This is a genomic window from Skermania sp. ID1734 (genome assembly GCF_007489285.1).
Lineage (GTDB): Bacteria > Actinomycetota > Actinomycetes > Mycobacteriales > Mycobacteriaceae > ID1734.
On record NZ_VLIY01000037.1, the window covers coordinates 1 to 8,412 of the forward strand.

The 8,412-nt window shown below is 63.0% G+C and carries 8 protein-coding genes and 2 pseudogenes; 1 reads left to right on the top strand and 9 read right to left on the bottom strand.

Features of this window, described 5'->3' with window-relative positions:
• The 9 genes and pseudogenes from FOS14_RS24260 to FOS14_RS24300 form a co-directional block, all read right to left on the bottom strand.
• Window positions 1–165, bottom strand: a pseudogene (locus FOS14_RS24260) (IS256 family transposase); the annotation flags it as partial.
• A 264-nt stretch (window positions 166–429) separates the two neighbouring features.
• Complete coding sequence (locus FOS14_RS24265) at window positions 430–1,074, bottom strand: HAD family phosphatase (protein ID WP_185981933.1); 645 nt, start codon at window positions 1,072–1,074, stop codon at window positions 430–432.
• Window positions 1,064–1,255: a hypothetical protein gene (locus FOS14_RS24270; RefSeq protein ID WP_255450594.1), complete on the bottom strand. Its 192-nt coding sequence runs from the start codon at window positions 1,253–1,255 to the stop codon at window positions 1,064–1,066. The genes FOS14_RS24265 and FOS14_RS24270 overlap by 11 nt, the downstream gene beginning before the upstream one ends.
• Window positions 1,252–2,100: an ABC transporter ATP-binding protein gene (locus FOS14_RS24275; RefSeq protein ID WP_143773410.1), complete on the bottom strand. Its 849-nt coding sequence runs from the start codon at window positions 2,098–2,100 to the stop codon at window positions 1,252–1,254. Before FOS14_RS24275 ends, FOS14_RS24270 begins: the two co-directional genes overlap by 4 nt.
• Before the next feature lie 19 nt (window positions 2,101–2,119).
• The gene (locus FOS14_RS24280) at window positions 2,120–3,394 is read right to left on the bottom strand and encodes an ABC transporter substrate-binding protein (RefSeq protein WP_083249475.1); all 1,275 of its coding nucleotides are present in this window, start codon (window positions 3,392–3,394) and stop codon (window positions 2,120–2,122) included.
• Window positions 3,395–3,484: 90 nt separating this feature from the next.
• Entirely contained in the window at window positions 3,485–4,327 is an 843-nt protein-coding gene (locus FOS14_RS24285; RefSeq protein WP_069388521.1) for a carbohydrate ABC transporter permease, read from the bottom strand.
• A complete protein-coding gene (locus FOS14_RS24290; RefSeq protein WP_227022450.1) occupies window positions 4,324–5,193 on the bottom strand; it encodes a carbohydrate ABC transporter permease in 870 nt (289 codons plus the stop codon). Before FOS14_RS24290 ends, FOS14_RS24285 begins: the two co-directional genes overlap by 4 nt.
• Window positions 5,190–7,319 (bottom strand): PQQ-binding-like beta-propeller repeat protein, encoded by a 2,130-nt coding sequence (locus FOS14_RS24295; RefSeq protein WP_069388522.1) that lies wholly within the window; start codon window positions 7,317–7,319, stop codon window positions 5,190–5,192. The genes FOS14_RS24290 and FOS14_RS24295 overlap by 4 nt, the downstream gene beginning before the upstream one ends.
• 35 nt (window positions 7,320–7,354) lie before the next feature.
• Window positions 7,355–8,110: a MurR/RpiR family transcriptional regulator gene (locus FOS14_RS24300; RefSeq protein ID WP_255450596.1), complete on the bottom strand. Its 756-nt coding sequence runs from the start codon at window positions 8,108–8,110 to the stop codon at window positions 7,355–7,357.
• A 137-nt stretch (window positions 8,111–8,247) separates the two neighbouring features.
• Between FOS14_RS24300 and FOS14_RS24305 the strand changes: the two are divergent.
• Window positions 8,248–8,412 (top strand): annotated as a pseudogene (locus FOS14_RS24305) (IS256 family transposase); the annotation flags it as partial.

Here is an 8,412-nt window from a genome sequence, read left to right on the forward strand (position 1 = left end):
CTCAGCCGAGCGGGCGTTCCACTCGGCGCCGCACACAGCGTCGGCATCGGCGGAGAGCAGTGCGTTGATCATGGTCTGCAGCAGCTCGCGCATCAGATCCGGCGACGCGTCAGATAGGGCTTGGCCAAGCAGGCCTGCAGGGTCGACAATATGGGGTGCGGTCATCGCGATGACTCCTCGAGGATTCTTTAGACGGTTGACTCGAAAGATCACGCGGTGGCCGCTCTACATCCGTCAACGACACGGATGTCGGAGACGATCTCGGCCACCGAGTTACACCACTCTATGGGGCACTACTCGAGAGGACGCTCCCCGGGGACTAGTCGAGTCAGTGCGGCCGGTGAGATATCTCTAGATTCATGGGTTTCGCGAGCTTGTTTCCAGTGCAACGCGCAGGGGTACTGGCACTGCTTTCGATCCAGAGACGCCTCAGAGTCGCAAGCCCGCCGCGATCACGTCATCGATCCCGCGATGACGGAACGACTCCCATACCTGGATGCCATCCTGTGCCTCGACGGGTTGGGAGCCCCGTACGGCGATCACGCGGAGACCCGCGCCTCGCGCGCTATGCACCCCAATGGTGGAGTCTTCTATTGCCACGGATTGCGAGCCAGAGACGCGTAAGTTGCGGAGAGCTGTCCGGTAGGCCTCTGGGTCGGGTTTCGGACGGGTGACCATATCTGCCGTCGTTACGTCGGCGAAGTATGGGTGAGGTAGCTGTTCGAGGACGGTGGCTGCGGTGCGCGAGGGGGACATCGTGACGAGTCCTTGGCAAACGCCCGCACGCTGCAGGGTCTCCAGCAGGTCGAGCGCCCCCGGGCGCCACAAGACTCCGTCGCGACGATTGAGATCCTCCATTCGTTCCGCCAGCAGTTTCACGACCACACGGCGTTCACTACGAGCTCCACGCTCACGGAGGAGATCCGCAAGACCAGGAATGGAGATGCCCGAGATCTCTGCCGGTTCAGGATCCCAGGGATGCGCTCCAAGCTCGCACGCGTGCGCCCAGCTCGCCTCGCTGTCGATGAGCGTGCCATCGAGATCCCACAGGACGGCGCCGCCCCTACTCGGCATGAGCACCGTCGCGTGGCAATCGGGCACCCGTCTCGGCGTCGAACAGCAGAATGTCCGATGCGTTGAAGCCAATCGATACGGACTCGCCGCGATGAACCGAGACGCCGCGATCCGTGCGAACCGCGGCGGGGACGCCATCCACCGTGATTTCAAGGACCTGCGTCTCTCCCTCGAAGATCACCGTATGGACGAGGCCGGTCGCTCGGTAATCTGCGGCCTCTCGGAGGCGAAGGCGGGCGGTGAGGCGATCACACCGAAGACGGTGCGATACCCCCCGTCCCTGCGCTCTCCGTCAAAGAGGTTCATGGGTGGCGACCCGATGAAACCAGCGACGAATGACGTCGCGGGATCGTGGTAAATCTCTTCCGGAGTACCTATCTGCTCGATTCGACCCGCGCGGATGACAGCAATGCGATCGGCCAGCGCCATCGCGTCGCTCTGATCATGGGTGACGTGGATGGACGTCGCACCGGTCGCGCGCATCAGATCGGCGATTTCCTGGCGCAGCGCGACGTGGAGCTGGGCGTCAAGTCCCGAGAGCGGCTCGTCGAGCAGAACGACGCGCGCGTTGCGCGCGAGCGCCCGCGCGAGTGCAACACGCTGACGCTGTCCGCCGGACATCTGTCGCGGCTTCCGGGACAGCAGCTCTCCAATACCCATGCGCCGCGCCAGGTCGATTGCCCGCGCCCGTGCCTCTTCGCGGGTGAGGCGCAGGCCGTGTCGCAGGCCGAGCGTGATGTTCTCAAGCGCACTGAGATGGGGATAAAGCGCGAAGTGTTGGAAGACGATCGCGACGTCTCTTCTGTGGGGAGGCAAGTCTTGCTGCGGTGTGCCCCCGATGACGACTTCTCCGGTGTCCAGCGAATCGAGCCCCGCAACGATCCTCAAGAGGGTCGACTTCCCCGAGCCGGAAGGGCCGAGGACGACAAGCGATTCGCCCGCGGCGACGTCCAGATGGATATCGCCGATGGCGGTGACGTCGCCGAAACGCTTAGACAGATGCCGGAGGGATACTTCAGCAGACATGACGGAGCTTCTTCCCTGGCTAGTTCGACAGTGCGTCGATGCGGCTGACGGTTTCGGGAACGATCTCTTTGGAAGGCTGAGCCTGGTCGATCATCCCCTGCACCATGTCCTGCAAGTATTGATTCGTGCGCGCGAGGCTCTCTCCGGGCCAACCGCCTCCGGCAACAGGAACTCCCTCATAGCGCCATGCGTATCCGAGCGGTCCCTGTGCTTCCGCCAGCTCCAGCAGCTCGGTCTTCGCGGCGACATCCACAGGGATATAGCTGTTTGCTTTCGAGCTCTCCACGATGACCGTGGGGTCCAACATCGCGCCGATGAGCTCTCCGGCGTATGCCGAGCGGCACTCATCGTCGGACAGGGTCATCCACCCGTTACCCCCAGCGGGGAGCACAGCACTTCCGCCATCGGGGATCGGCATGTCGGAAATGGTCCACTCGAAGGAGTCGCCGACGGCGGCGTCCACGGTGGCCCCCACGGCGGGTGTGCCGAAGAAGTAGGCAGCTTCTCCACGGGAGAAGACTGAGATCGAGTCCTGCCAGCTCACAGGGTCTTGAAGCTTCTCTGCACCGATGGTTTCGTAGATCTTCAGCGCCTCGTAACCCTCCTCGTTGTCAAAGCCAGCGGTGCCATCCTCGTTTGCGTACTCGGCCCCGCCGCTGCCGACGAAAGCCTGCACGAACCACCAGGCAATGTTGTCGCGAGGAATCTGGATCGGCGTCGTCACATCTGTCTTCTCTTGGACCTGCCGAGCGCCGTCGAGCACCTCAGAATGCGTGGTCGGGAGCTCGGAGACGCCCGCAGATTCCGTGAGCGTCGTGTTCGTATAAAGCACAGGAACAGAGATCTGGAAGGGTGCGACGTAAGTTTTCCCGTTGAGCGTGCCGACATCCAGGTAGTCGTCGATGTAGGTGTCTCTTAGCGAGGACCGGTCGATTTCGCGAGGGCTGTATTTCTCGACCCAGAATCGGAGTTGATCGAGCCCTAGCATGATGACGTCCGGGCGGGATCCCGCAGCGATATCTGCGACGATCTGCTGAGTGAGCTCGTCATAGCTCGTTCCCTCGGGAGCGGCCTTGAGGTCAACTGTGAGGCCGGGGTACGTCTCCTCCATCGACTTCTTGCCGAGCTCAGCCGCGGCTTGGCCCTGGTTGGCGTACTGAGCGGTGATGGTGACGCCGTCCGGTGAGCATTCCCCGATGTCAGCCTGCGTCGCAGGCGCAGCTTCTTCCGCGGGAGCGGAACACCCGGAGAGCAGGAGCACGGAGCTGATGAGGCCGGCGCCCAATGCGCTCATTCGTGTGATGCGTGAGTGGGACATGATTTCGCCTTCGTAGATAGGAAGTGGGATTGAGGAGGTGAAACTGTGGAGTCGGGTTGACTGTCATCACCCGGGCAGTTCGCCACCGGCGATGCCCGTGACGAACTTGCGTTGAGCGACGATGAACAGCACCACGATGGGGAGGGTGACGAGCATGGCTGCGGCAGCGAGCTCGCCGTACGCGGTGCCGGTCTCCGCCTGCTGGAAGATCGAAAGAGCCAGCGGCGGTGTGTACAGCGAAGGGTCGCGGGCGACTAGTAGCGGCCACAAATAGTCGTTCCAGTGCGTGAAGACGGACAAAACTGCGAACGCGGCGATCGTCGGCATCGACGACGGGACGACGACGTGCACGAGCGTGCGGAGGGTGCCGAGGCCGTCCGCCTTCGCGGCCTCAAGGAGCGAGTCGGGAATCGTGATCATGTGCTGACGGAGCATAAAGATCCCGATCGCGCTGGTCATGAACGGGAGCACCAAGGCCGCAAAGGTATTCGCAAGTCCGATGGAGCCGATGCCCAGGTACAACGGCAGCGCTGTAGCCTGCGTCGGCACCAGAAGACACGCGAGGATGACAGCGAAGGCTGCGTCGCGACCTCGGAATCGGAGCTTTGCGAACGCATAGCCCGCGGGGATCACGGTGATGATCTGGATGATCAGGATGCTGCCCGTGACCAGCGCTCCGTTGAGCATTGCGTGGCCGAGATCCGCACTCTCCCACGCTCGTGCGTAGTTGCCCCAGTCCAAAGAACTCGGCAGGAGCTGGATACCGTCGAGTACTGCTTCGTCAGCCGGAGACAGCGACAAGCGAAGCATCCACAGCACTGGGAAAACCGAGATCGTGATGGCAACGAGAGCCAGCAGCCACCGAAGAGAATGGGACAGGGAGCGGCGGAGCGAGATTTTGGTGGTCATACGGTTTCCTTATCTCCAGTAAATGCCCGTCGCCGAATCACTCCGATGAGAACCAGGACGACAAGGAGCATTGATGCGAGCGCCGCCGCCTGGCCGAGGTCGAAGTAGACGAACCCAAGCCGCCAGGTCATCGTGAGCACCGTCTCGGTGGAACCGAGCGGGCCACCTTCCGTCATGACGTTGATGGTGTCGAACACCTGGACCGACTGCAGGACGGCCATAACCGTCGCGAACACGGTCATGGGGCGCAGCAGGGGAAGGGTGACCCGTCGGAACTTCGCCCACGAGCCCAGTCCGTCGGCGGCGGCGGCCTCGTGCAACGCCGTTGGAATACTTGTTAGGCCGGCGAGATAGAAGATCATCACGAAGGATGTCAGGCGCCAGATGCCCACCAGAGCCACAGTGAACAGCGCCGTCGAGGTATCGCCGAGGAAGTTGACGGGTCCGATGCCGACGACGGCGAAGACCTCGTTGACGAAGCCTCCTCTCGACGCGAAGATCCAGCGGAAGACGACGGCCATCGCGACCATATTGGTGGCGAAGGGGAGAAAGAGCAGAACTTGGAGCGCGGGTCGACCTCGAGTAAACGAGTGCGCAAGCATGGCGGTGCCGAGTCCGAGCACGAGGCTGGGAACAATGGTGAGGACTGAGTAGACGACCGTGTTCCACAGTGCCTGCTGTACCGCAGGGTCGGTGAGGATCGCCGTGTAGTTCGCGATACCGGCCCAGGTCCATACGGTGCGGTCGCCGAGATCGATGCGGAAGAGGCTGCCGACGAGCGCAAGCACGCCCGGCAAGAGCACGAACAATCCGATGAGTGCGAGCGCGGGTGCTACGAGCACCCAACCGATACTCCGGTGCTTCACGACTCCTCCCCCTGCACGATTGCGCTCGGGTAGGCGCAGAGTGTGCCGTCGGCGTGGAGCACGACGGTCGTATCCTCGAAGCGCTGCACGGAGACGAGGATTGGGATGCCGGTGGCGAACCGTGAGCGCAGGGCGCCATCACCGAGATCGAGGGTGATGATGTCACCGTCGAGGGCTGGGAGGATGACCTGCTTGTCCAAGATCGTCGGCGCCGCGAAGAGCGGATGAGGAGTGCGCCTGTACGTGAGTAGGCAGGCATTACTTCGAGCCGCGACCTCTGCGTGCCAGCGTGTCTCGCCGCTCGCCGCGTCTCTGAGATAGACGCTGCCTCCCGCGTCGGAGAACAGAACTCCTTCCAGCGTCCAGTACGGCGGCGTCGGGTTCCACGGAATCGAGCTCGCTTGGAACCAGCTCACCGCGTCGTTGTTCGTGGGACGTCGGAACACTCCAGTGATCCCGGTCGCAATCAGATCACCCGTAGCAGGTTCGATGAGCGGCGTGCGGATCGGGAGGGGGGACGAACCGCGCAACGATTCGAGGAGATCTGTGTTGCTCTCCGCAAGTCGGTCCCCGAACGTTTCGCCCGTCTCCGGATCCAGGAGGACAGGGACTCGCGGCTCAGGGAATCCGCTCCAGACGATGAGAGCCGACGCGTCGTCGGCTGCCCGTCGCTCCCAGAAGACGGGCGCGGCGAGGAGGGCGAAGATCTGGTACGGCGCTATGTCCCGTCGCTCCCAGATCGTGTGTCCGTCGTCGATGTCGAGCGCGCGCAAGGTGGAGTGATCGCCCACGAGGACGAGATTCTCGTGAATTGCTGGCGGAGTGAACCCGAAGAGCCTGAGTGGGTCGGGGGTGTGCTTCCGCCATAGCTGTCGCCCCGTGGAGATTTCGAACGCCGCTGTCGTTCCGGATACCGATGTGCACAGGACCGTGCCGCTCGCGCCGTGCACCACGGGGGCCGAACGCACGGGAGCATCAAGGTCGGCGTGCCAGAGCAGCCCGCCCGTCGCGGCGTCGACCGCGAAGAGACCCCCCGAAGCGTGGTCGTCATCGGCGAGGGGAAGAACGATGACGCCCTTGGCGATCGCGAAAGGGGCACGCTGGCCGGGCGTCCCGACGCTCCGGCGCCAGCGCGCCGCTTCGGCCGCGGCTGGGAGGAGTACCGCGGGGGTCTGGGCAGGATCCGGATCGGTAGGGAGCGTCTCGACGCCGATCGTTACGCCGTCCCACGTGATAAGGCGGTAGGTCGCCGGAGAAAGATCGACGCCACCGAAGAGCGCAGGTGGAGTGTTGACGTGCAGCGTGTCCGCAGTACGTACGACCCGCGACGTATGGCGATGCCCCGAGAATGTAGCGATGGGGGGCCTCGGGAGCCCAGAGAGAATCGAGGAGCCTGGCTGATCATGCGACAGTAGGATCCAGGGAATGTCCTCGTCGAGTGCTTCGAGGTCGGCCCTCAGCCAGGCATTCTGCTGTTCGTGATCCCGGCCGAGCTCGTGCGTGAACCAGTCGATGGCGACGACGTGCAGTGCGGGAAGATCGTACGAATACCACCGCGGGCCGAGAAATGCTTCGTAGTGGCGCGGTTCTCCGGAGTGGATCGCGTAGCCGTTGCGGCTGACGACATCGCTCGTCTGTTCCGTCATGTGATCGTGGTTGCCGGGAATTACATGCACGGGGATTGGTGTGTCGAAAATTGCTTCGCGGAACTCGCGGTATTGCTCGCGGAGGCCGTGGTCGGTCAGGTCACCGGTGATGATCGCGGAATGCAGGTCCGGTTGGTCTTCGACGATCTTGGTCAGCAATGTAGACAAACGTTCACCCGTGCCAAGTTCCGCGGGCTGCGGATAGTTGCCGCCATCACCGATGTGCGTGTCCGTGAGATGAGCGAAGCGAAGCGGAAGCGTTACTGGGGACGCCTGCAGGGTGAAGGTCACCTCGGATTCGCGACCGTCGAAGTACCATTGGTTGCATCGCCAACCCACCGGACGCACCACAAACACGAAACGCGCGTCCGTCTCCAGCTGGAACCTCCCGTCGGCCGCAGTATGCACGACGGTGTTCCCGTCGCTTACCCGGATGTCCGCCAGCGGGTTGCCGTCGGTGTCGGTGACCTGTCCGTTCACGATCTTCGCTCTCTGTCTATGGGGCTCGAGCCGGATCAGATCCGGTGGGAGTTGACGAGTTTTTCGGCCTCGTCACGCCGTTCCGTCGCGCCGCTGACTCGGATCGTGAGCACGCTGTAGATGGCATCGAGAAGTGAGAGATGCACGATTCTGCTGGTCATCGCCTCCACTCGATGCCGCGTCTCCGAGCTCCCCGCGACGATCAGCGCGTGTGCGATCTCTGTGAGCGGGGATGTGAGGAAGCTCGTGATGCCGATGACTTTCGCTCCTGAATTGGCAGCGGTGCGCGCCGCCTCGAGCGTCGTTTTCGTCGATCCCGTGTGGCTGATGACAAAGCAGACGTCGCGCTCATCAAGGCCCTGGACGGCGACGTGTTGGGCGATGAAGTCGGGGGTGAACGTCGCGTCGAGTCCGAGGGCCGTAAGTCGATAGGCTGCGTCTGAGGCAAGCGGAGCGGACGTGCCCACTGCTACGAACCGAATGCGTCGGGCCGATGCTAGGGCGTCGACGATGGTCGTCACGTCGCTGAGGTCGATGTGAGTGGCGGTTGCTTCCAGTGCGTCCGCGCTTTCACGCAGAGTCCCCCGCACAGTGCTCATGAGTGGATCCTCTGCATCGGTCGGGCCCGGGCTATCGGGCGGGGTTTCGCGCGAGAGTAGGAGCTTGAACTCTTGGAAGCCATGCAGACCGAACCTCTGGCAGAACCGCACAACTGACCCGACCGACGTTCCAGATATCTGGGCGAACTCCGTCACGGAGCTCGTCATGACGACACGCGGATCGGCGTGGATCGAGAGTAGTGCCCCATAGAGTGGTGTAACTCGGTGGCCGAGATCGTCTCCGACATCCGTGTCGTTGACGGATGTAGAGCGGCCACCGCGTGATCTTTCGAGTCAACCGTCTAAAGAATCCTCGAGGAGTCATCGCGATGACCGCACCCCATATTGTCGACCCTGCAGGCCTGCTTGGCCAAGCCCTATCTGACGCGTCGCCGGATCTGATGCGCGAGCTGCTGCAGACCATGATCAACGCACTGCTCTCCGCCGATGCCGACGCTGTGTGCGGCGCCGAGTGGAACGCCCGCTCGGCTGAG